Raw genomic sequence first — 21,005 nt, forward strand, 5'->3', positions numbered from 1 at the left:
AAATGTGTTTAAAAATTAAAATGACCCTGAAAAAAATAATCTCTTCGTCCCTACTCCTTATGTTTGTTGGTCTGCTACCTGCTCAGCACGTACTGGAAAAGGCCAATACTTTTTTAAATAGTTTGTCCGACGAGATAAAAGCCAAAACCCTATTTACTTTAGAGGATTCAGAACGCTATAATATGAATTACGTGCCCATTCCAAGAGAAGGGGCCACCTTTCATGATTTTAATGAAGCACAGAAAAAGGCAGCCCTGGATTTGCTAAGGGCCTCCTTGAGTGAAGAAGGTTTTCGCAAGTCCCAAGAAATTATGGAACTGGAAAAAGTACTAAGGATAATAGAAAACGATGATAACGATAAAATGCCCGATGGCAGGCCCAGACGTGACCCCTTAAATTACCACTTTTGTATTTTTGGCAATCCATCCAAGGACCAACCATGGGGATGGCGATTTGAAGGCCACCATCTTTCCTTAAATTTTACTTCTTCCAATGGTACAATAAGCTCCTCTACCCCTACCTTTTTTGGTACAAATCCAGGGATTGTCCGCAGCACGAAATACAAAGGCAAGGAAGTACTTAAAAAAGAGGCCAAACTGGGATTTGCACTTGTAAACTCCCTTAGCAAGGAACAATTGAAAACTGTTTTGTTTACCGATGTTGCCCCAAGCGACATTCTATCATTGACAAAAAGAAAAGCGGAACAGTTGGAACCATTGGGGCTTTCATACTCCCACCTGTCCCAAAATCAGCAAAAAACTTTCATGGACCTTTTAGAACTTTACCTTAACAATTATGAGCATGAATTTGCAGCCGGGTTTAGGGACAAAATAAACAAGTCAGGTATAGATAATCTGTATTTTGCCTGGGCGGGAAGCCTACAGCCCGGTAAGGGCCATTACTTCCGAATTCAGGGTCCTACCTTACTTATTGAATACGACAACACACAGAACAATGCCAATCACGTACACACGGTGGTTCGAGATCTTACGAATGATTATGGGGAGGATGTATTAAAAGCCCACTATGAAAAAGACCACCAACATTGATTGATAGAATATTGGCCTTAACCCATAACTTTAATTATCCCCAATTAGTTCTAAGAATTAAATTTATTAAATGAAAAAAGTTTTAAATGTATTTTTAACAATACCGATTTTGTTCTCCCTGTCCTGCAAATCACTGCGGACTCCTTTGATTGCCGAGGATGCTAAAGTCCGTTTGGTTGCCACAGATTATTTTTTTACCGAAGGACCGGCGGTAGCCCCCAACGGGGATGTATATTTTACGGACCAGCCCAACGACCGTATCATAAAGTGGTCTGATAAGGAGAAAGCCGTATCCGTATATATGGAGCCTTCTGGAAGATCTAACGGACTCTATTTTGACCACCAAGGAAATCTATTGGCTTGTGCAGATGATAAAAATCAACTTTGGAAAATAGATTCCCAAAAAAACATTACGGTCCTGATCGATGATTTTGAAGGCAAAAAATTAAACGGTCCCAACGATCTTTGGGTCGACCCCAAGGGCGGTATCTATTTTACCGACCCTTTCTACAAAAGACCATATTGGACAAGAACAGAACAGGAGATAGAACAACAGCGCGTTTACTATCTTACTCCAGATCATAAGGATATAATCATTGTAGGTGAAGATTTTGTGAAGCCCAATGGTATTATAGGTAATAAGAAAGGTACGCTTTTATACATTGCCGACATAGGAGATAAAAAGACCTATTCCTATACCATAAACCCAGATGCCAGCCTAAGCAACAAGACCCTTTTTGCCAATATGGGCTCCGATGGCATGACCATGGACAACCGGGGGAACGTATATCTGACAGGAAACGGGGTGACCGTTTTTAATTCCAAAGGGGAACAAATATCGCATATTCCTATTGACCAGAAGTGGACGGCCAACGTAACCTTTGGAGGCAAAGACCAAAAAACCCTATTTATTACCGCCATGACCTCCTTGTACACTCTAAAAATGAATGTAAAGGGGATTAGATAGAACATTATTCTATTTAAGTATTTGCAGCAAGTTTACAACTTATACTCTTAAATCCCTGTTTGCAAATGCTTTCATTTAAGCAGCCTCCTATTATTGACATTTAGAAAAACAATTAAGATAAACTATTATGAAAAAAGGAATGATTAAAGTAAGCGTTTTGTATCCTAACGGAGAAGGCAAAAATTTTGATATGGATTATTATTGCAACCAACATGTACAACTGGTTGGGGAATTATTAGGGGATTCTGTAAAGGCCGCAACTGTAGAGAAAGGACTTGGAGGAGCCATTCCTGGATCACCAGCAACTTATGCTGCTATGGGCAATTTATATTTTGCAACTATGGATTCTTTTCAAAATTCCTTCGGCCCGAATGCGGAAAAAATTATGGCCGACCTTCCCAATTATACCAACATTGAACCTGTTGTTCAAATTAGTGACGTAATGTTATAAAAAGTTAGGAAAGTGTGCCGCCCTAATTCACCAAATCGAACATACGGCTATATTTAATAATAATACTATTATTTAAGGGGTCACCCTCCCGTACATTGTAATTATAGACCACGAATAGCCCTGTATTGGCACGTTGCAACCAGCCCAATCGCAAATTTACCGCCCAGAGCTCATTGGCCGAATTGTTCTGTACCAAACTCTGAACATATAAATTGGGCCTAAAGGAATAGGTCATTTGGCTACGGAAAATATTCGCGGTAAAATCGCCCACCGGCAATTGATAGTTGTTGTAAAGGTAGATAAAATCAGAATTAAATTTATCGCCCAAGCGAACACTCAGAGTGGCACTTTCTTGGTACCGCTTACCCCCGAAAGACCCACCGATTACGGAACGAATATTAACGGAAACCGGCTTGCTCTTATTGGTAAAGAAAACCAATTGGGATTCCGAGTGCCTATAAGTGCCAGGCAGTACGACAACTCCCTCCGAAATTTCAAAAGGATCCAAAACCCCTTCCGTGGTGAGATTTAGCCCGGTATGGATTTCCATACCACTTTTAAATTCCCAATGATTATCTATATGGGTATAGCTGGTTTCCTGGAATCCATCAAAATTCCAAAAGCTATTATATGAGATATGCGGCCGTAATTCCAAGATTACCGAGTTTTCATCTTTGGGCCTATAGTGATATAGCACCCGTGCCTCAGGCTTTCTAAAAGCGGAGCGCTGCAAAAATCCTACTTCGGGATTAAAGCCCTCGCCAACTTCGGTATACCCCCCTCCTATTTCCCAGCTGTTCCAAACGTAATCTGTTTTTAGTCTAAAGGAATGCTCATTAATAGTATCCATGGGCCCATTGGTACGGGCATAAAAACCGGTCATCCTGGCTTTGCGCCCCAGGCCCAGCTTTCCATCTAGGGCCATAGTACTGTTAAAATCATCATCAAGTCCTATGCCTGAACGATTAATAAACGCCGCCCCCAAGGCGGACCGCCCTTTGAATTCATGGTTAACGCGAGCTACTGTAAAATTATTCTTCTGAATTCCCGCCTCCTCGACCTCATCGGTAAACATGGTTAAAAGTCCAACATTGGTTCGGTCCAGTTTTCCGGATAATCTGGCCCCTCCAATTATAGGCACTATGTTTCCATCATCCCCTATCCCGATACGTCTACTAAAAAACAGATCTACTTCCCCAGGACTCCCCACACTGAACAAGCCTGCATTCTCCAAAAAAAACGGTCGCTTCTCTGGAAAAAACAAATTAAAACGATCCAGGTTTACCTGTTGCTCATCTACCTCCACCTGGGCAAAATCGGTGTTATAGGTAAGGTCCAAGGTAAGACTAGGAGTAATACTAAATTTTATATCCCCACCCACCTCAGGGGTAAATTTTGCCTTCGGATCATTGGCTTCAAAATCTTTTGCCAATTGTCCCAGCACATAGGGAATAACCTTTAAATTTTTAGGAGTTTTAAGATTTAGGCCCGTAAGGGTGCCGGCCAAGGAAAGTCTATTTAAGTTAAACCCTATGGGCATGGGGGACCAATAAACAATTTCATTGGTCTTCCTGATATTTCTGCGAAAATTAATGCCCCAATCCTTCCCTGGCTGAAATCTTATGGTACGCAATGGAATGGCAAATTCTGCACTCCATCCTTCGTCGTGCACTGAAGTCCTGACCTTCCACGACCCATCCCAATTTAAATTAAAGCCACCTATGGTCCCGCCTTGTTGCCTATTTGTATTTTGGTTGCCCTGACCTTCGTTATCTACTTGGGCATCATATTCCACCCCTAGGGAATTGGTTCCAAAAATAAAGCCGTTCTGATTATCCTTATAAGTATCCACTATAAAAAGAAAGGCATCGGTATTATCCAACAAAGCATCCCTTCTGGCATCGGAAACTACAAGCCCATCAGGGTCCGAATCATAACAGACCACTGCCAAATAAAAAGTGTGTTCCGTGTAGGCAATTCTTATCTCCGTGCGTTCGCTGGCCATTTGTCCGTAATTGGGTTGACTTTGTAATAAGTCCCCAAATGGTTTTATCTTTTGCCAAACTTCATCTTTTAAAATATTCCCATCGATCATAGGATCGGTTTCAATGGGAACTGCAACAGCGGTTGGTCGTATTTGGGTGTCATAATCTAAAACTGGCGTTTGGGAAAATCCAATTGTAGAAAAGCATAAAACGGCGAAAAGAACAAAATTTTTTTTTTGGTTGGGCATTGTGTTTTTAGTTTGTTGGTATTGGTTTGGCCTAATACTCTAATATAATAACAATTAAGGATTTAATGGAACAATTTTTTAATCTTATCTTTAAAAGATTAATCCAAGAAAATCATGAAAAATACAAACGCAATTATAACGCTATTGTTTCTTCTATTAATCCTAGCTGTTCCTGCCAATGGGCAAACTGGTTCAAATACCCTATCAAGTGTAAACATATCGGGAATTGATAAGGAAAGGTTGAACCGATATGACGATTTTCTTAAAAAAGAAATAAGCGAAAGAAGAATTCCAGGTGCCGTTTCCTATATTATGAGACGGGGAGAAATTGTTCACGAAACTGCCTATGGATATAGTAGTTTGGCAGATAAGACCCCTATTCGACAAGATCAGTTGTTCCATATCATGTCCATGACAAAGCCCATAGTAACAGCAGCGTTTATGATGTTATATGAAGAAGGATATTTTTTCCTTACAGATCCGGTCTCCAAATATTTACCGCAGTTCAAGGATCTAAGGGTAGCCAAGGATTTGGGGCAAGGGCTAAATAGCGAAACCGAACCCGCCAACAAGGAAATAACCATTAACCATCTTTTAACGCACACCGCCGGGTTTTCACATGGTCTGGGAGGAACCAAATTGGACAACGAGATTGCTAAAGCACTTTACTCCGAGCCGCATAAGAATATAGAAAGTAGGGTAAACGCTATGCTAGAAATGCCCTTGATAGGACACCCAGGGGAACAATGGTACTACAGTGCTTCCCCAGATGTCTTGGCATTGCTTATTGAACATTTCTCCGGTATGACCACTGCCAAATTTTTAAAAGATAGGATATTTGACCCCTTGGACATGAAAGACACTGGGTATAATATATCCAAAGAAAATAGGGGGAGATGGATGCCCGTTCATAATTTGGACAAACAAGGGAATCTGATAAATTCCAAAACCCAATTACCTACAGAAGGCAACACCGTTTATGGCGGCACCCACGGCCTTTTTTCAAGTGCCTCCGACTATATGAAATTTTGCCAAATACTTCTAAATAAAGGGCTATATAAAGGTAAACATTTACTAAGTCCCAAAACCGTGGATATCATGACCATGAACCAAGTAGGCAATCTATATGAGGCCGCAGGCCAAGGTTTTGGACTAGGTTTTGGTGTCACCACCGATCTAGCTGACAGCAAAGCATTGGGCTCGGTAGGTCAATACTATTGGAGCGGCGCCTATTGCACCTATTTCTTTATAGACCCAAAAGAAGAACTCATAGTAATCCTAATGAGTCAGCTACAACCTTACAACAATTATTATGGGGAGAAAATGAGACAAATGGTTTACCAATCCCTCATCACAAAATACTAATCAACATATCAATGAAAAAAGTTATACTTTTTCTTATTGCCTTGCAATTGCCTCAAATGATGATTTCACAGGAAATTGTTTTACTTCCTCACGAAAACAATACTGAGTTAGTTTGGCAAGGGGTTGAAAAAACAACTTATTCCGAACAGTGGCAAACCGAATTGATTTCCAATGTTTCTACACCGACCCTTCAAATTTTTAGACCAACGCCCTCCCTAAATAATGGAACCTCAGTTGTTATTGCACCCGGTGGTGGACTTCGGGTATTGAGTATCAATAGCGAAGGTGTAGATGTTGCAAAATGGTTAAACTCCAAAGGAATTACGGCCTTTGTACTTAAATACAGACTATTGCCAGAAAATGAAAGTACCCTCCCCAATGAAAATGGAGATAATCAAAATACTTCTTCGGCAATGACAAAAAAAATGGCCATGGTCCTTGACCTGGCAACATCAGATGGTTTAAATGCAATGGATTATGTAAGGAGCAATGCAAAATCATTGGGAATCGACTCCAACAAAATTGGATTTATGGGTTTTTCCGCTGGCGGTTCGGTTACCTTGGGCGTTACTTTTAATTATACTAAAACCACTAGGCCGGATTTTATAGTTCCGGTCTATCCATGGATGACCGTTTTAGGTACCTATACCGTTCCTTTGGATGCACCGCCCATGTTTATAATCTGTGCTTCCGATGATCAATTTGACCTGTCCCATGAAAGCGTTGAACTTTACTCTGCCTGGTCGAAGGCGGGAAAGAACGCTGCATTGCACATGTACTCCAAGGGGGGCCACGGCTTTGGAATGAAAACTCAGAACCTGCCGTCGGACAATTGGATAGCACGGTTTTACGAATGGGCGCTAGCGGAGAAAATAATTGTTCCCCACCATCAACCCTAAACCCATGCCCAGCAAGACCGGACTTTACCATCAGCGAACAACCGATGTCCCCGGTCGAAAATTATTTGATGGAAACAATATTTGTTATAATTTAAACCTTTAAATCAAATGCATTTGAAAAAGCTCACTTATTTATTCCTTTTTTTGGCGTTCCTTGGTTATGGCCAAAAAACTCCAGCCTTTCAAAATGAGGTCATGGCCATTCAGAAGAAATATGAACCCCTTTGGGACTCCTCAAAAGAAACGATCGTATTTACAGGTAGTTCTAGCATCAGAATGTGGAAAAACTTGGAATCTATGTTTCCTGATCACCAAATTATAAACTCAGGATTTGGGGGATCCCAATCTTCCGATCTATTCCGCTATTACAATGAGCTCATTCTAAAATATAATCCCAAAAAAGTCTTTATCTACGAGGGCGATAATGATATTGCCTCCAAAAAAAAGACCAAAGATATTATAAAGACGACCCGCGAAATAATACATAAAATAAGGGAAAGAAACAACACAACCCAAGTGGTGATAATAGCCGCAAAACCCAGTATAGCCAGATGGAAGCTAAAACGAAAATACAAAAGATTAAATAGGGCTTTTAAAAAGCTCTGTAAAGAAGAGAGTGGCTTGGAGTTTGCCAATGTATGGGATGTGATGATGGATGGAAAGCATGTGCGACAGGATATTTTTATAGGTGATGGACTTCATATGAACAGTAAGGGATACGACCTTTGGTTTTCTGTCATCAACCCCTATATGAATTGATCCTTTGTAAAGGAATAACTAAATAACACTAATACAATCAATCTAAATGAAAAAATCAATTCTTTTTAAATCACTGGTAGTTTTGACCGTTTTTACTGCCTTTGTTGCTTGTCAACAGGAAAAAAAGAAAGTTATCAATTTTCCAATGACGGATCTGTCTGCCGAGAACTTGATTCCCAAACCGCTTAAAATAATACCTACCAATACTGCCTTTGGGTTGGATAAAAACACTATCATCTATACCTCACAAAACGCTGATGGTTTTCCAGAAGTTGGTGAGTTTCTATCTGAAAAAATAAAATGGCATACAGATTTGGACTTGGCTGTTAACGCAACAATCGACGCTTCTCCCCACCGTATCATTTTTATCAACCAGTCGGATAGCACTGCATTTTCATCCAAGGAAGGTTACGACCTATATATAACACAAGATTCCATTATTCTAAACGCCAAGACGGCCGAAGGAGCTTTTAGGGGTATACAGACCATAAGACAAATTATTCCGGAAACCAGTAATGATACTCTTTCCGAAAATAAGATGTGGTTGATTCCCACAGGTAAGATCACCGACAACCCCAATTTTGAATATAGGGGATCTATGTTGGACGTTGCAAGACACTTCTTTAGCGTGGAGGATGTAAAAAAGTATATCGATATATTGGCCTATTATAAAATTAACACGCTTCATTTACATCTTACAGATGATCAGGGCTGGCGCATAGAGATCAAATCCTGGCCCAAACTTACCGAAATCGGTGGAAGTTCCGAAGTTGGAGGTGGCCCAGGTGGATTTTACACCCAAGAAGAATATAAGGACATTGTGGCCTATGCTGCCAAACATTTTATTACCATAGTTCCAGAAGTGGATATGCCCGGTCATACCAATGCTGCATCCGTTGCGTATCCCATCCTTAATGGAAATGGCAAAACACCCAAAATCTATACGGGTACCGAAGTAGGTTTCAGCACTTTTGACGCCAATAAGGATACCGTTTACGCCTTCATCGACGATGTGGTAAGGGAAATTTCAGCCATTACTCCCGGCCCATATTTTCATGCCGGAGGCGATGAAAGTCATGTTACCAAAAAGAAGGATTTTATTCATTTTGTTTCCAAAGTAGACAAAATTGTAAAGAAATACGGCAAAAAAATGATAGGTTGGGATGAAATTGTACACGCTGACATAGATACAAGTGCCATTGCCCAATTTTGGGCCAATGAAGAAAATGCCAAACTGGCCGTGGAAAAGGGGCTAAAAGTTATTTTGTCTCCAGGAAAAAAGGCCTATTTGGACATGAAATATGATACCCTTTCAAAATACGGACTTAATTGGGCAGGTTTAATTCCTGTAGATACCGGATATGTGTGGACCCCGGAGAGATATGTTCAAGGAATAAACAAGGAGAACATTTTGGGCATTGAAGCACCACTTTGGTCCGAGACCGTTAGCAATATGGACGAAGTTGAATATTTGGCCTTTCCAAGGATGATCGGTTATTCCGAACTTAGCTGGAGTGTTGAGGAAAATAGAAATTGGGATAATTACAAGGTAAGATTGGGCAACCAAGCTCCATATTTGGATAAGATGAATGTAAAATACTACCCTTCCGAACTCATAGAGTGGAAAAAAAGCAAGTATACCTACAAAACTATTGAAAAGGACTAAATATTCATTAAGTAATACTGTGGGCTATAATCTGTATATTTAATATATTGTAAGCCCCTAATTATCATATCCTTGCCTGTTTAGCTATTTAACCCAATCTAAATACTAAACAAATGAAGGCTCTTATTCTTGTAATTACCCTCCTTTTGGGACAATTTTGCTATCCCAACAGGGAAAACGATTCTTTACCCAAAGCTGAAGTGGCTACCACCATGCAAAGCGTTACCATAAATGGCAACACCATTTATTTAACGGCAAAGGCAGGTACTTTTGAGGTAAAGGACGAAACCAACAAGCCCATTGCATTAATGGGCTTTACCTATTACACAAGGGATTCCAGAAGAGGATTGGCCACCCAAAGGCGACCTATTGTTTTTGCCTTTAACGGTGGTCCCGGGTCATCCTCTTTTTGGTTGCACATGGGTATTTTGGGACCCAAAAGAATTGTGGTGGATGACCCAAAATCAACTCCGGCCGCCCCCTACAAAATTGTGAACAACAACTACTCTATCCTTGATATAGCAGATCTAGTAATGATTGATCCCGTAGGTACCGGTTTGAGCGTCCCCATAGGTAAAGCTAAGTTTAAAGACTTTTGGGGTGTGGACCAGGATATACGTAGTCTCTCATTATTTATTACCCAGTTCTTGATTCACAATGACCGTATGAACAGTCCCAAATTCCTACTGGGAGAAAGCTACGGGACTTTTAGGAACGCCGGTTTAATGAATACCCTGTTGAGCCAAGGTGTGGCCATGAACGGCGTTATTATGGTATCGGCTGTTTTTGATCTTCGCACCTTATTGTTCCCTCCAAATGATGACCTCCCTTATATAGTACATTTTCCGACCTATGCCGCAACGGCCTGGTATCATAATAAAATAGACGATAAACCGGAAAACGTCTTTGAGTTTTTAAAAACAGTAAGGTCCTTTACCGAAAACGAGTATACGCCCGCCCTCTTTAAAGGGGATCGACTTTCGGAAAATGAAAAGGCCAACATTGCCTCCAAGTTAGCGTACTATACCGGTACAGAAACCAACTACTGGCTCAAAGCAGACCTAAGGGTTACTGCCAGTGAATTTTTTGCTGAATTTTTAAGGGATAAGGGTGAAATAGTGGGCCGATTGGATTCCCGATTTACAGGAATCAATGAAGATCTACTATCCCAGGAAGGAAGTCATGACCCGCAAAGTTTGGCCATTTCCCCTGCCTACATTAGTGGATTTTTGGATTATTTTTATGGCGACTTAAAAGTCAACAAAAATTTATTATACTCGATAACCGCAGGGAGAAGGGACGGATTTAAATGGGATTGGTCCCATAAAGGGAATGAAAGATGGGGAGCTTCAGCGGCGATCAACACTGGTATTGATATGGCCACAGCATTATCTAGAGATCCAAATATGAAAGTATTGATCCTAAATGGCATCTATGACATTGCCACTGTTTTTTATGGCGTAGAACACAGTATCAACCATTTGGGTCTTAAAAAGGAAATCAGGGACAATATCCTTATGGAATATTATGAGGCTGGACATATGATGTACACCCACAAGCCATCCATGGAAAAGTTTAAGAAAGATGTTTCCCGATTTATACTAAATGCATCCAAATAAACATAGAGTCAATTTCCTCAGGGCAAGCCCGCCTGAATGGGTACGGGCAGGCCTCTCTGCCGACAAGGGCAGGCCCTTGAGGCATCGGAAGAAAACTACTAATCGCATTTCAACGCCCGCCCGAACGGAACTGGCGGGCCCGCACGAACAAAACGGGCAACCAAGTGTGTGAGCATTCAAATCTCTCCTAAAGAGTAAAATATAAACCCCGAATAAATCATGGTCCATTCGGGGTTTATAATCAATTTGTTTATTGTTAAGGTCTTACTCCCATTCAAAATCCCCTTTTTCAATAGACCAATCGTTTCCGAAGAAACCAGCGCACTTGACGGCTGAAGTCCCTTGTGCCAATACAGTTTCATCAAAGAGCATTAGATCGGGAAATGTAGTTCCGTTCACCAAATAATGGTTGGCATAGGCTGCTTTCATACCCTTTGGTCCCGTTGCCGTTACCACTCCAACACTGGCAAAATCACTATCGGCCCTAGGTACTATAAAATATAAGCCCCAATTGCTTCCCGTAAGACTTCTATTTCCGAAATTTAATTTACTGTTGAATACTTGGACCGGACTATTTTTTAATAATTTATCCCAAGCCGCATTGTTGGACTTATTACCATAAATTACAACATTTCTGTTGGGATAATCTTTGGGAGAAAAGTTGGTGTCCGCGACCAATTCAATATTTCCATTGGCCTTATACCAGAAGGTATCGGCATCAAACCTAGCCTTGTTGTAATACCAATCGTTCTCCGCTTTAGATCCTTTGGTAGCATAAACGAACACTACATCATTTCTAAAGGCGTCCTTGAACCCACCGTTCCTATGGGGACCTTTTTCCCACAAGGATGGTTTGGAAACAATTGTCCATACCCCTTCAGATTCCTTGAAAAACATCTTTTCTTGTGATGGTATCCCAAATTCTTTTCCGTTTAGCTCTATGCTCTTGATCTCACTAGGCAATTGTGAAAAATCTACCTCCAACAGGGATACATTTTTGGTCTCAATTTTAAAAATGGCATCCCATGAAAAATCAAACGAACTAATTTCAAAAGGTATATCTTGCTGGTGGATGGTAATAAAATGTGAGGAAGCAGAAACCCCTGGCGAACCCGTGCTGAATTCCAAATTTTTTATATCCTTTATTTCTGGAATTGTTCGTGCTTTAAACAAGTTGAAAATAGGATCCCAATCCACACTGTGGTTCCCATACCAATGTTTACCTCCAGGATACTCATAATAAGTGAAATCTGGATGAAAGGTACCCAATCGCTCCCTCATATCCCGGGCTAAACGGGTCGGAACAACATTATCCTTTTCGCCGTGCAATACATATACCCCATGATGCAGATAATTTCGGATCAATTTTACGGTTCTACTCGGGGTTCCCGCTCTTTCAACAATGTTTTCCACTGCTGTAGGCACTACCTCTGCTGTCATACGTTCAAACAATTTCGGACTAATTCCAAACCGTTCCCGCTGTTCCTCTGTCATTTCCAAAAGCCTTTCTGTTCTACTTCCGCGGTACAACAGCAGATCTGGATATCCAGCACATGGTGCAATGGCAGCAAAATGGTCGGGGTAGGTTGCTCCTAAATACCAGGTTCCATGACCTCCCATGGAATGACCGGTTAAATAAATTTTACTATTGTCCGGTTTAAATAGCCTCTTGCTGTCCGCAAGCACCTCCAGGGCATCCAATCTGCCCCAATCTTCCCATGCAAACCCGTATGGCCGCCTATTCGTTGGCGCAACCAAGTTCCCCCAATCTTTTTGTTTATAGGCATTTGCCTGATTTACAGCCTCCACGGAAGCCCCGTGTACCGAAAGAAAAATTGCCCCACCCTCGGTATTTCCACTTTTGTCCGGCGCTACACTATAATATTGAACGCTTTTATCTATATCGCTTATAAAAGTTCTCTTGTGATGCTTATATTTCGATTTCACATTTAGAGCTAAAGTCTCGGCAGAAACCAGCTGTCCGTTACTTTGTACCAACCCAAGGTCTACATTCACCTTGGCCATTGAGGTATCCACCGTAGAAGAAGGAATGGAAAAGGGTATTTTATAGACAGTAAAAGGTGGGATATCGGCTATTTTAGTAGTTAGCTCCTTTCCGTTCACCTTAGCCTCAATAGCGTATTTCTTCAGCCAATTGCCCGAAGTATTTATGACCCTAATGGCTGCCTTGTACTCCATATCCTCCTCCATTAAAAGATCGGGAACCGTTAAATCACGGGTAGTAAATTGAACCTCGGCTTTTGGTTCCAATAAGCGCGCGCGAATCCGAGGAAAACGGCCTACTTTTAGAACAAAAACATTTTTCCCTTTTTTTAATTTCAAAGGAATAAGATTCCAGCCAAAATCATAATGGTCCCCTTCATAGGGATAACCGTTGATGGAAGCCAATGAATGTCCGGAAGCCTCGAACAAAACCGTTTTTTCCGAACCCGAATTATAGGTGAGATATACATAGCCAGACCTGAGGTCCCGACCTGAAAAGCTATTGCTACTATCTACCTTTATTGCGCTCCATTTTAATTCCCTTCCAAAAAAATCAATATCAAAAACTTCACCTTCCCTTACATGGGCATTGGGTTCCATAAGAAATTTATCAAAAACCGGATCTTCGGGGAATGACGAGGATTCAAATCCAAAACGTGGAATGGTCAAAGCCAATGCCTTATTAAATACATGAATAACTTTTCCTTCATGGATATCCTCCACCTTTTCCTTACCAAAATATTCCACAATATTTCCGGTACGTTGTTGCCCAATAAGAACAAAAGGAAGCAGAAGGAGCATTACAAAAACAACTGCACTTCTGGTATAAAATTTCGCCATAATATAAACTGATTAAGGAATTAGAATATTAATTTCCATAAATAGTTTTCGCATGCACAACAATTTAGACCAACAACAAAACACAGCAGCTAAATGGAGGACGATTTTTATTTAAGGTGACGTATTTCGGCCTCATGCAGTGGGGAGTAAATAAAGTATAGGGCAAAAAAAAACCTTCGTAAACGAAGGTTCTTGCATTGTGTCTGCTAAATCTATTCAATTTCCTTGGAAGCTTCCTCTTCTTTTTCTTCCTCGTCCGCAAACTCTGTAATCCCATGCTCATGTAACAAATTATACCATTGAATGATCTTTTTAATATCACTGGCATAAACCCTGTCTTCATCATAATTAGGTAGCACCTCAAACAAATATTCCTCCAGTTTTATCTTATCATCTTTATGGCTAACCGCCGTTTTTCCACCATCTTCCTTTTCCTTGATTTTTTCGAATACCACTTTTAACGGTACTTCCTCTTCCAAAGTATAGATTGCAATCTCAGATAAGACACTTACATTGTTTTTAAAACTTACGGTAACTTTTTTACCATCCAATAAGGATTCTGCCACAAAACCTGAACGCGTTTGTGTCAATAATCTAAAAAGACCTGGCTTACCTGCAATTGATAATATTTTATTTAAACCCATCTGTTATATTAATTTCAGCGGCAAATATGCTACTTTTTGTTTATAATAGAAATTGTTTTAACGTGCTTTTTTCATATTGGGAAAGCGCATTCTATATTCCACCTTTATCTTTCCCTTGGAAATATTGGTCAACCTACCCTTTAAAAGGCGTTTTTTTAAGGAGGATAATTTATCGGTAAACAATATGCCCTCTATATGGTCATATTCATGTTGAATTACCCTGGCCAAAAGTCCATCGTAGGTTTCCTTATAGGATTTAAAATTTTCATCCATATAGGATATGGTAATGGTATCTTTTCTGGAAACGTCCTCCCGAACATCCGGAATACTAAGGCACCCCTCGTTAAAATCCCATTCCGTACCCGTCTCATCCTCTATACGGGCATTGATAAAAACTTTCCTAAACCCTTTCAATGCGTTTTGCTCCTCTTCCGTAAGCTCTTCATCCTCCGAAAATGGAGTGGTATCCACTAAAAACAACCTAATGGGAAGGCCAATCTGGGGTGCGGCCAAACCTACCCCATTGGCATTGTACATCGTGTCCCACATATTGGACACCAATTCCTCAAATTTGGGGTAATCCTGGTCTATATCATCCGCTACCTTTCTAAGTACCGGATCCCCGTATGCAACTATAGGTAATATCATACTACTGTTTTCTATTTAAATATGCCTGAAGGATAATAGTGGCGCTAATTTCATCCACTAAGGCCTTATCCCTTCTTTGTTTTTTATTTAGACCACTATCTATCATGGTCTGAAATGCCATTTTAGAGGTAAAGCGCTCGTCTTGGCGCTCTACCGGAATTTGTGGAAAAACACCTTCCAAAGTTCTCAAAAAAGGCTTGATCAACTCCTCGGATTCAGACGGAAGGTTGTTCATTTGTTTTGGCTCCCCGACCACAAATCTTTCCACCTTCTCTTCCTGAACATACTTCCTTAGGAAATTCAAAAGTTGCCTTGTATCAACGGTGGTCAGGCCAGAAGCTATTATTTGCAATTCATCCGTAACTGCAATTCCCGTCCGTACCTTTCCATAATCCAATGCTACAATCCTTCCCACACAAATTTTTTGCAAAAATAAGGGATAAATTGTTATAAGTGCAAAAACAAAAGGTTAATTACCCACTAGCTCTTATATTTGCTAAAATTTGAATTATTTAAGATGAAAGAACTAAGAAAAACAATAGAAACCGCTTGGGAAAATCGGGACCTACTTAAAGAAACACCAACTCAAACCGCTATAAGGGAAGTCATAGATCTTTTGGACAACGGTAAATTGCGCTGTGCAGAACCTACCACGGACGGTTGGCAGATAAATGAGTGGGTAAAAAAGGCTGTAGTACTTTATTTTCCGATACAAAAAATGGAAACCCTGGAAGCGGGAATCTTCGAATATCATGATAAAATGCCCTTAAAAAGAGGTTATGCCGAAAAAGGAATACGCGTTGTTCCCAATGCGGTTGCCAGACACGGATCTTATATTTCCGCTGGTACTATTTTAATGCCTAGTTATGTAAATATCGGAGCCTATGTAGACGAGGGTACTATGGTAGACACTTGGGCAACCGTAGGTAGTTGTGCACAAATAGGAAAAAATGTCCACCTGAGTGGCGGTGTAGGAATTGGTGGGGTCCTCGAACCATTACAAGCAGCTCCTGTAATTATTGAAGACAATGCCTTTATTGGATCGAGATGTATTGTTGTGGAAGGTGTACGCGTAGAAAAGGAAGCCGTCTTGGGAGCAAATGTGGTACTTACAGGCTCAACAAAAATTATAGATGTTACGGGCGACAAACCAGTAGAACGAAAAGGATTGGTACCTGCAAGGTCTGTGGTTATCCCAGGAAGTTATACCAAAAAATTTCCGGCAGGTGATTATCAAGTGCCCTGTGCCTTGATCATTGGCACCCGAAAAGAGAGCACCAACAAAAAAACGTCCCTAAATGATGCTCTAAGGGAATACGACGTTGCCGTTTAAAATCTAAATAATGAAAACAATTCTTGTAGATGCTTGGAACACATTTGTTACTATAAACGGGATAGATCGCGATTTGAAGGAATTGCTTGACGCTTTTCCCAATCCCAAAATCATCTTAACAAATGCCAATAAACAAGAATGTATTACCTATGGAATTGTAAATATGCCTTATGAGGTCTTTAGTTTGGAACATAATCCCAACAAGACCGATAAGGCATATTTTCTTAAAATGCTGAATCACTTTAATTTACAACCGGGTGATGTGCTTTATTTTGAACATAATGAAGATGCCAAAAACTCTGCAATTTCTGTAGGCATAAAGACCTATCACTATAAAAAAGAGGACAATCTTGATGGGTTGGATACCTTCCTAAGAAATAATTTAGATTAAGCACATATGGCCTATAACATAACACTTGAAGGTAAGAATAAAGTTATAGCCGAAAGAATGCTTCAAAATGTAGCTACCCTATTCAACCAATGTAATATTGATTATTGGATCGAAGGAGGTACCTTATTAGGTATTAGAAGGGAGAACCGACTTTTACCCTGGGACAATGATATTGATGTTTCCATTAACCACGATCAAATAGAAAAGCTAGAGGATTTTTACACTAAATTAAGGAATGCCGGATATAGAGTCAGGACCAGATATTTTAATAGTACCACTGATTATTTTGCCAAGGGCGATATTCGAATGATCAAAATAAGGGAAAAACGATTTTTTGGACTTTTGAAAGGGGCGGTTTGTTTGGATGTTTTTATAAAATATCCCAAAAATGGAAATAGCTATTGGGAAATAGACAATAAGACCAAATATGTCCCTACGCAGTTCTACCAATCTTTTGGAAGCTTGGAATTTAAAGGCTTCCAGTATAAAACCCCCGCCCTAACGGACGAGTATCTTACCTACAGGTATGGAGACTGGCAAACACCTGTAAAGAATTGGGATACTTCCAAGGATGACAATGCATTGGCCTAAGACTCTATGGCCTGCAGTTGCAATGTTTCTTTTAGAATTGTACTGCTGACATTGGCCGTATAAGCCACGTATTCCACAGGGCATGTTGTTTTTGGAAACCTTCCTTTCCAATCATCCCCTACCGAGATGGCATCAATATTATATTCATCCACGATACGTTGTTTATTTTTATCCACTTGGGGAATAACTTCATCTACATAACTAATGGCCTTTACCAATTTTATTCTTTCCTCGAACGGAATAACAGGCGGTCTACCTTTTTCTTTTGCTATAAGCTCATCTGTAGAAACACCTACTACTAGGTATCCACACATTTCTTTGGACTTTTTAAGAATGTTGAGATGTCCAAAGTGAAAAATATCAAAACATCCGGAAGTATACATTTTCTTATACTTTTTGATATTTTTTGCTCTCTTTACCTTTACGGCGAGGGTATTTCCTTTTTTAAGTTTTATGACATAATCATTGTCATTAAAAAAGACACTTATATTTCTAACAATTTCCAACATTTCCGCTAGGGCATCTTTACATTCAGACTTACAACTGATCAATAGTTCTACACGATCATCTTGGTCCACGTGAAAGTTCCAATTCGGATATTTTAATATTAGAATTTGTAGATAAGCCTCTGTCATATAGTTATAAATCAGTAGAATAGTTAAAGCCAGCAAAGATAGTCAAACGTTTGGGAGTAAGAATTTATTGTCAATAAATAATTATTTTGGGATAAAACAGCCTCCTAAACTTGGAAATCATGAAAAATAGAATCTAAAAATTAATTATCCGTTATTAATGCACCATGGCATAATTTTACTGGCATCACTCACCGCCGAAGATAACCTTTTTAGATTTCGGGATACTTTAATGGCATATTTTAAGTTATATATATAGTAGGATAAATTCCTACAATAAAGACGCAACTATTTATATAAAATACTATCTAAGCAATAGTCAAATATGTAATTACATGCCCGATACCAAAGAAAAAATATCTGCTTTAATCATCACCTACAACGAAATGGGTTACATTCAAAAATGCATTGATTCAATTGATTTTGCGGATGAAATTATAGTTGTGGACTCCTATAGTACAGATGGTACTTATCAGTATCTGAGCGAACATCCCAAGGTAAAAGTTATCCAACATGAATTTGTGAATTACACAGCCCAAAAATCCTTTGCCTTAACACAGGCCAGCCATGATTGGGTCCTTTTTCTGGACGCGGATGAAGTTGTTACAAATAAATTAAAGAAAGAGATCAAGGATAAGGCAAAAAAGGAATCTGATCATTGTGCGTACTGGTTTTATAGGAAATTCATGTTCCAAAACCGTCGTTTGCACTTCAGTGGCTGGCAAACCGATAAAAATTATCGACTTTTCAGAAAAAGTAAAGCTCGTTTTTGCAACAAAAAAATTGTTCACGAAACGCTTGTCGTTAATGGGACATCGGGAATATTACAGGAAAAATTGGTGCACTTTTGCTATAAGAACTATAACGACTACAAACAAAAAATGCTAAAATATGGGCGATTAAAAGCCAAAGAGGCATTTTATAAAGAAAAGAAGTTCTATTATCTTCCATTAATCTTTAAACCTATGTGGAAGTTTTTTCACAACTACGTTCTTAGACTTGGTTTTCTGGACGGAAAAAAAGGTATTACCGTGTGTTATTTAAATGCCTTGGGCGATTATGAAAGGTATAAGGAATTAAAGCGGCTTTGGAAAAAGAACGAACTTGCCCATTATCTGGCTATGCCATAATGAGTCCAAGAACATCTGGAAATTCTGACCTCTTTTCTTATGGCCTTATTTTTAGTGATTGATTCAGAGGTCTTATATCCTCTTTTGTGATCTAAATGCACACAAACGGCAGTATACCTCAACTGTTTGGCCTTTATACCACTGTTCCTCAATCTTTCTCCCAACTCCCTGTCTTGTCCCCCATATTGCATTCGTTCATCAAAACCGTTTACCTTAAGAATATCTCTTTTCCAACCAGAGGAGTTGTGACCGTTCCAACTGGCATTGGTGGGCGTAAGGGAATTTAAGACCTTGGAAACATAACCCCTTACCATTAATTTACTGTTCTTGAATTTCTTGGGGATACCATTGGATGTAAGCCAATGTATATTAAAGCAATTTTGCCTTTCAATGTCTTCCTTACCGATCAGGGTGGAAATATGCATGGGCAACATATAATATCCCCCGGATAAAAAGTAACCTGGCGCACAATTATGGAGGTGTACTTCCACAAAGTCATTTCTGGGAATACAGTCCCCATCTGTCATGATTATATATTCGGCACTGCAGGCCTTCAAAGCCTTATTCAATATTTTGGATTTTTGAAAACCCTCATCCTTCTGCCAAACATGAACAATTTGAAAAGAAACGGCATCCTCCATGACCCGAAGCAACTCCTTGGTCTTAGGACCGGAGCCATCGTCTGCAATGACCACCTCAAAATTTTTAAAACTTTGGAAATGAAAACCCCAAAGCACCTTTTCCAACCATTCTTCGGAATTATAAGTACTTACAATAACAGATATCGAAGGGTTGACATTCTTCACCCTCCAAAATTATAAACCTTTATTTACATATCTTTGCGGCCTGCTTTATCTTTGCATTAGGTTATGGTTAAAAAATTATTATTCGGACTTCTTAAGAAATTTAAATTTCTTCCCCAGAAGACCTTCGTTAAAATTTATTACGAATATTACTCCGGGAAAAAATTGGATTTTGACCAGCCGATCGAATTTTATGAAAAGATATCCTGGTACAAAGTTTTTTTCAGACCAAAAATATTAAATCAGCTTGTAGATAAATATGCCGTCAAATCTTATGTCGAGGACAAAATTGGAAAGCAGTTTTTAAATGAAACCTTGGCTGTTTATGAAAAAAGTTCGGAAGTTGATTTTGACAAATTACCCGATCAATTTGTAATCAAGGGTGTCCACGGCTATCATTTCAACCTAATTGTAAAGGACAAAAAAAAACTCAATAGAATAAAGGCCAGGTTTCTGCTTAAAAAATGGATGTCCAAAAATCAATATTTCAGAGGCGGAAAAGAGTGGGCTTACAAAGATGTTAAACCAAGACTAATTGCAGAGAAATATCTAGCGGAATTGGGCAAGGAGGTATTGATCGATTACAAATTTTTTTGCTTTGATGGTATACCTAAATTCGTTCAAATAGACTTGGATAGAGGAAATACGAATTCTAGATGCTATTATGACATGGACTGGAAGAAACTAGAGCTGTATACCGAGAAAATTCCATTCTATCCGGAGGAAATTGAAAAGCCTGTAAACTTTGAGGAAATGAAAAATGTAGCCCAGCGATTGGCGGATAAGCTCCCATTTACCAGGGTAGACCTTTACTCCATAAATGAAAAAACATTGTTTGGTGAAATGACCTTTTACCCTTCTGATGCAAGGAACAGCTTTTTACCCGAGAAATACAACAAAATAATTGGTGATTACTTTGTTCTACCAGCGATTCCAAAAGGACAAAAATATATAACCAGTCTAGTTACGGACTAGCATTTA

General features: G+C 39.6%; 20 protein-coding genes. 13 read left to right on the forward strand and 7 right to left on the reverse strand.

What is annotated here, in order from left to right:
• Window positions 1-2 precede the first annotated feature (2 nt).
• The 3 genes from MWU84_RS12205 to MWU84_RS12215 all read left to right on the forward strand — a co-directional run bounded on the left by MWU84_RS12205 (window position 3) and on the right by MWU84_RS12215 (window position 2,467).
• The gene (locus MWU84_RS12205) at window positions 3-1,049 is read left to right on the forward strand and encodes a DUF3500 domain-containing protein (RefSeq protein ID WP_246901764.1); all 1,047 of its coding nucleotides are present in this window, start codon (window positions 3-5) and stop codon (window positions 1,047-1,049) included.
• 70 nt (window positions 1,050-1,119) lie between these two features.
• Window positions 1,120-2,016: an SMP-30/gluconolactonase/LRE family protein gene (locus MWU84_RS12210; RefSeq protein WP_246901765.1), complete on the forward strand. Its 897-nt coding sequence runs from the start codon at window positions 1,120-1,122 to the stop codon at window positions 2,014-2,016.
• A 127-nt stretch (window positions 2,017-2,143) separates the two neighbouring features.
• Window positions 2,144-2,467: an EthD family reductase gene (locus MWU84_RS12215; RefSeq protein ID WP_246901766.1), complete on the forward strand. Its 324-nt coding sequence runs from the start codon at window positions 2,144-2,146 to the stop codon at window positions 2,465-2,467.
• A 22-nt stretch (window positions 2,468-2,489) separates the two neighbouring features.
• Here the strand turns inward: MWU84_RS12215 and MWU84_RS12220 are convergent, their stop codons facing one another.
• Window positions 2,490-4,700 (reverse strand): DUF5916 domain-containing protein, encoded by a 2,211-nt coding sequence (locus MWU84_RS12220; RefSeq protein ID WP_246901767.1) that lies wholly within the window; start codon window positions 4,698-4,700, stop codon window positions 2,490-2,492.
• Window positions 4,701-4,814: 114 nt separating this feature from the next.
• Here MWU84_RS12220 and MWU84_RS12225 point away from each other — a divergent pair, with 114 nt between their 5' ends.
• The 5 genes from MWU84_RS12225 (at window position 4,815) to MWU84_RS12245 (ending at window position 11,008) form a co-directional block, all read left to right on the forward strand.
• Window positions 4,815-6,065, forward strand: coding sequence for a serine hydrolase domain-containing protein (locus tag MWU84_RS12225; protein ID WP_246901768.1), 1,251 nt, complete (start codon window positions 4,815-4,817; stop codon window positions 6,063-6,065).
• A gap of 11 nt (window positions 6,066-6,076) precedes the next feature.
• Complete coding sequence (locus tag MWU84_RS12230) at window positions 6,077-6,964, forward strand: alpha/beta hydrolase (RefSeq protein WP_246901769.1); 888 nt, start codon at window positions 6,077-6,079, stop codon at window positions 6,962-6,964.
• 108 nt (window positions 6,965-7,072) lie between these two features.
• Window positions 7,073-7,723, forward strand: a complete 651-nt coding sequence (locus MWU84_RS12235; protein WP_246901770.1) for a GDSL-type esterase/lipase family protein — start codon at window positions 7,073-7,075, stop codon at window positions 7,721-7,723.
• Window positions 7,724-7,769: 46 nt separating this feature from the next.
• A complete protein-coding gene (locus MWU84_RS12240; RefSeq protein ID WP_246901771.1) occupies window positions 7,770-9,389 on the forward strand; it encodes a family 20 glycosylhydrolase in 1,620 nt (539 codons plus the stop codon).
• 113 nt (window positions 9,390-9,502) lie between these two features.
• Complete coding sequence (locus MWU84_RS12245; RefSeq protein WP_246901772.1) at window positions 9,503-11,008, forward strand: carboxypeptidase; 1,506 nt, start codon at window positions 9,503-9,505, stop codon at window positions 11,006-11,008.
• A 264-nt stretch (window positions 11,009-11,272) separates the two neighbouring features.
• Here the strand turns inward: MWU84_RS12245 and MWU84_RS12250 are convergent, their stop codons facing one another.
• The 4 genes from MWU84_RS12250 to ruvX all read right to left on the reverse strand — a co-directional run bounded on the left by MWU84_RS12250 (window position 11,273) and on the right by ruvX (window position 15,559).
• Complete coding sequence (locus tag MWU84_RS12250) at window positions 11,273-13,852, reverse strand: prolyl oligopeptidase family serine peptidase (RefSeq protein WP_246901773.1); 2,580 nt, start codon at window positions 13,850-13,852, stop codon at window positions 11,273-11,275.
• A gap of 212 nt (window positions 13,853-14,064) precedes the next feature.
• Window positions 14,065-14,496: a DUF5606 domain-containing protein gene (locus MWU84_RS12255; protein WP_246901774.1), complete on the reverse strand. Its 432-nt coding sequence runs from the start codon at window positions 14,494-14,496 to the stop codon at window positions 14,065-14,067.
• 57 nt (window positions 14,497-14,553) lie between these two features.
• Window positions 14,554-15,144 (reverse strand): peptide deformylase, encoded by a 591-nt coding sequence (def, locus tag MWU84_RS12260; RefSeq protein WP_246901775.1) that lies wholly within the window; start codon window positions 15,142-15,144, stop codon window positions 14,554-14,556.
• 1 nt (window position 15,145) lies between these two features.
• Window positions 15,146-15,559: a Holliday junction resolvase RuvX gene (gene ruvX, locus MWU84_RS12265; protein ID WP_246901776.1), complete on the reverse strand. Its 414-nt coding sequence runs from the start codon at window positions 15,557-15,559 to the stop codon at window positions 15,146-15,148.
• A gap of 102 nt (window positions 15,560-15,661) precedes the next feature.
• Between ruvX and MWU84_RS12270 the strand changes: the two genes are divergently transcribed.
• From MWU84_RS12270 to MWU84_RS12280, 3 genes are read left to right on the forward strand one after another with little or no spacing between them, the layout of a single operon-like run.
• Entirely contained in the window at window positions 15,662-16,477 is an 816-nt protein-coding gene (locus MWU84_RS12270) for a 2,3,4,5-tetrahydropyridine-2,6-dicarboxylate N-succinyltransferase (protein WP_246901777.1), read from the forward strand.
• Between the two features lie 10 nt (window positions 16,478-16,487).
• A complete protein-coding gene (locus tag MWU84_RS12275) occupies window positions 16,488-16,868 on the forward strand; it encodes a hypothetical protein (RefSeq protein WP_246901778.1) in 381 nt (126 codons plus the stop codon).
• Between the two features lie 6 nt (window positions 16,869-16,874).
• A complete protein-coding gene (locus MWU84_RS12280; protein ID WP_246901779.1) occupies window positions 16,875-17,459 on the forward strand; it encodes a LicD family protein in 585 nt (194 codons plus the stop codon).
• Here MWU84_RS12280 and MWU84_RS12285 read toward each other — a convergent pair.
• The gene (locus MWU84_RS12285; RefSeq protein ID WP_246901780.1) at window positions 17,456-18,094 is read right to left on the reverse strand and encodes an adenylyltransferase/cytidyltransferase family protein; all 639 of its coding nucleotides are present in this window, start codon (window positions 18,092-18,094) and stop codon (window positions 17,456-17,458) included. The genes MWU84_RS12280 and MWU84_RS12285 overlap by 4 nt on opposite strands.
• A gap of 332 nt (window positions 18,095-18,426) precedes the next feature.
• Here MWU84_RS12285 and MWU84_RS12290 point away from each other — a divergent pair, with 332 nt between their 5' ends.
• Complete coding sequence (locus MWU84_RS12290) at window positions 18,427-19,221, forward strand: glycosyltransferase family 2 protein (RefSeq protein WP_246901781.1); 795 nt, start codon at window positions 18,427-18,429, stop codon at window positions 19,219-19,221.
• Here the strand turns inward: MWU84_RS12290 and MWU84_RS12295 are convergent.
• Window positions 19,203-20,027 (reverse strand): glycosyltransferase family 2 protein, encoded by an 825-nt coding sequence (locus tag MWU84_RS12295; protein ID WP_246901782.1) that lies wholly within the window; start codon window positions 20,025-20,027, stop codon window positions 19,203-19,205. The genes MWU84_RS12290 and MWU84_RS12295 overlap by 19 nt on opposite strands.
• Window positions 20,028-20,090: 63 nt before the next feature.
• On the opposite strand from MWU84_RS12295, the gene MWU84_RS12300 reads away from it, so the two are divergent.
• Entirely contained in the window at window positions 20,091-20,999 is a 909-nt protein-coding gene (locus tag MWU84_RS12300; RefSeq protein ID WP_246901783.1) for an ATP-grasp fold amidoligase family protein, read from the forward strand.
• The last annotated feature ends 6 nt before the right edge of the window (window positions 21,000-21,005 follow it).

This window comes from Arenibacter sp. F20364, from assembly GCF_023015905.1.
GTDB lineage: Bacteria > Bacteroidota > Bacteroidia > Flavobacteriales > Flavobacteriaceae > Arenibacter.

What these genes read in the sequence shown, in the direction of transcription:
- MWU84_RS12230 (WP_246901769.1), top strand. Translation starts at nt 6,077, where the DNA reads ATGAAAAAAGTTATACTTTTTCTTATTGCCTTGCAATTGCCTCAAATG.
- MWU84_RS12245 (WP_246901772.1), top strand. Translation starts at nt 9,503, where the DNA reads ATGAAGGCTCTTATTCTTGTAATTACCCTCCTTTTGGGACAATTTTGC.
- MWU84_RS12285 (WP_246901780.1), bottom strand. Translation starts at nt 18,094, where the DNA reads ATGACAGAGGCTTATCTACAAATTCTAATATTAAAATATCCGAATTGG.
- MWU84_RS12240 (WP_246901771.1), top strand. Translation starts at nt 7,770, where the DNA reads ATGAAAAAATCAATTCTTTTTAAATCACTGGTAGTTTTGACCGTTTTT.
- MWU84_RS12215 (WP_246901766.1), top strand. Translation starts at nt 2,144, where the DNA reads ATGAAAAAAGGAATGATTAAAGTAAGCGTTTTGTATCCTAACGGAGAA.
- MWU84_RS12275 (WP_246901778.1), top strand. Translation starts at nt 16,488, where the DNA reads ATGAAAACAATTCTTGTAGATGCTTGGAACACATTTGTTACTATAAAC.
- def (WP_246901775.1), bottom strand. Translation starts at nt 15,144, where the DNA reads ATGATATTACCTATAGTTGCATACGGGGATCCGGTACTTAGAAAGGTA.
- MWU84_RS12290 (WP_246901781.1), top strand. Translation starts at nt 18,427, where the DNA reads ATGCCCGATACCAAAGAAAAAATATCTGCTTTAATCATCACCTACAAC.
- MWU84_RS12225 (WP_246901768.1), top strand. Translation starts at nt 4,815, where the DNA reads ATGAAAAATACAAACGCAATTATAACGCTATTGTTTCTTCTATTAATC.
- MWU84_RS12280 (WP_246901779.1), top strand. Translation starts at nt 16,875, where the DNA reads ATGGCCTATAACATAACACTTGAAGGTAAGAATAAAGTTATAGCCGAA.
- MWU84_RS12220 (WP_246901767.1), bottom strand. Translation starts at nt 4,700, where the DNA reads ATGCCCAACCAAAAAAAAAATTTTGTTCTTTTCGCCGTTTTATGCTTT.
- MWU84_RS12300 (WP_246901783.1), top strand. Translation starts at nt 20,091, where the DNA reads ATGGTTAAAAAATTATTATTCGGACTTCTTAAGAAATTTAAATTTCTT.
- MWU84_RS12205 (WP_246901764.1), top strand. Translation starts at nt 3, where the DNA reads ATGTGTTTAAAAATTAAAATGACCCTGAAAAAAATAATCTCTTCGTCC.
- MWU84_RS12255 (WP_246901774.1), bottom strand. Translation starts at nt 14,496, where the DNA reads ATGGGTTTAAATAAAATATTATCAATTGCAGGTAAGCCAGGTCTTTTT.
- MWU84_RS12250 (WP_246901773.1), bottom strand. Translation starts at nt 13,852, where the DNA reads ATGGCGAAATTTTATACCAGAAGTGCAGTTGTTTTTGTAATGCTCCTT.
- MWU84_RS12270 (WP_246901777.1), top strand. Translation starts at nt 15,662, where the DNA reads ATGAAAGAACTAAGAAAAACAATAGAAACCGCTTGGGAAAATCGGGAC.
- MWU84_RS12235 (WP_246901770.1), top strand. Translation starts at nt 7,073, where the DNA reads ATGCATTTGAAAAAGCTCACTTATTTATTCCTTTTTTTGGCGTTCCTT.
- MWU84_RS12210 (WP_246901765.1), top strand. Translation starts at nt 1,120, where the DNA reads ATGAAAAAAGTTTTAAATGTATTTTTAACAATACCGATTTTGTTCTCC.